This window comes from Moorena sp. SIO3I6 (genome assembly GCF_010672095.1).
In genome coordinates, this window is sequence record NZ_JAAHHU010001770.1 from 1 (window position 1) to 1,007 (window position 1,007).

Here is a 1,007-nt window from a genome sequence, read left to right on the forward strand (position 1 = left end):
GACATAGAACACAACTCTCCTGATTTAGATAACTCTTCCAGATAGCTCAACTCCTTAGTTATCAGAGTTGATAGCCTCTCAAACACCATCCCCAGACGCACAGGTGACCTGAAAGTTCCCAGGTTTTAAAAAAAAAGATCGGTAGAGGTAGGCGAGTCAGATCAAGTCCGGTTAATCAGTTACAAAAGGGAATAGGGAATCGGGAATCGGGAATCGGGTAAGCTATCAGCTATCAGCTATCAGCTATCAGCTTAAGCGCTACGCGCACGCTGCGCGAACAGCTATCAGCGTCGAAGTCTGTGCCAAGCTGTTCGGGTAGGGAAAAAATCCTGTGTCTTTTATTAAGAAGATTTGTAACTTTAGCCAGATTGGCGAGACAACGTTATGCTATAGGGTTTCTATTTATAGTAGAAACGGTTGGATAAAGTTTATGTTTTTAGAAAGTGTAATCCTTTTCTTTAAGCGCTTAGCTGCTGATAAAAATTTCCGTAGCCAGCTTGAAGATGCTGCAAATCCAGAAGACTACCAAACTATGGTGCGAGATGCTGGCTACGATTTCACACCAGAAGACTTGGAAACTACCACAGCTAAAATTCTTGATGAAAATAAGCTTAGAGATTTAGACGATAATTTCAAGAATCTCACTGAAGAAGACCTAGAAGTACTTGTTGGTGGCGTGTTTAGAGGCTACTGTGGTTGGCCATGGCGACCTATACATCCCATCCGTCCACCCATACAAAAGCCACCTATAGAAAAGCCACCGATTGAGATTCAGCCCCTCTATGGAGCAGTGATATCGCCACCGATCGAGGTTGGACCGAAACCTCCTCAAGCGATCGCATTGTATGGCGCTATCATGCCTCGTGATTAAATTGTTTATATTTCAACAGACGTGAACACAGACAATATTTCATAGTCTACGGAGTCGGGAGTAGGGAGTCGGGAATCGGGAATCGGGAATCGGGAATCGGGAATCGGGTGTCGGGTGTCGGGGTAAGAAAATTGAA

At 44.4% G+C, this 1,007-nt stretch carries 1 protein-coding gene; it reads left to right on the forward strand.

The genetic code is table 11. The annotated features are described in order from the left end of the window. Positions 1-430: 430 nt before the first annotated feature. Positions 431-871 (forward strand): Nif11-like leader peptide family natural product precursor, encoded by a 441-nt coding sequence (locus F6K49_RS53000; RefSeq protein WP_293111167.1) that lies wholly within the window; start codon positions 431-433, stop codon positions 869-871. Positions 872-1,007 lie beyond the last annotated feature (136 nt).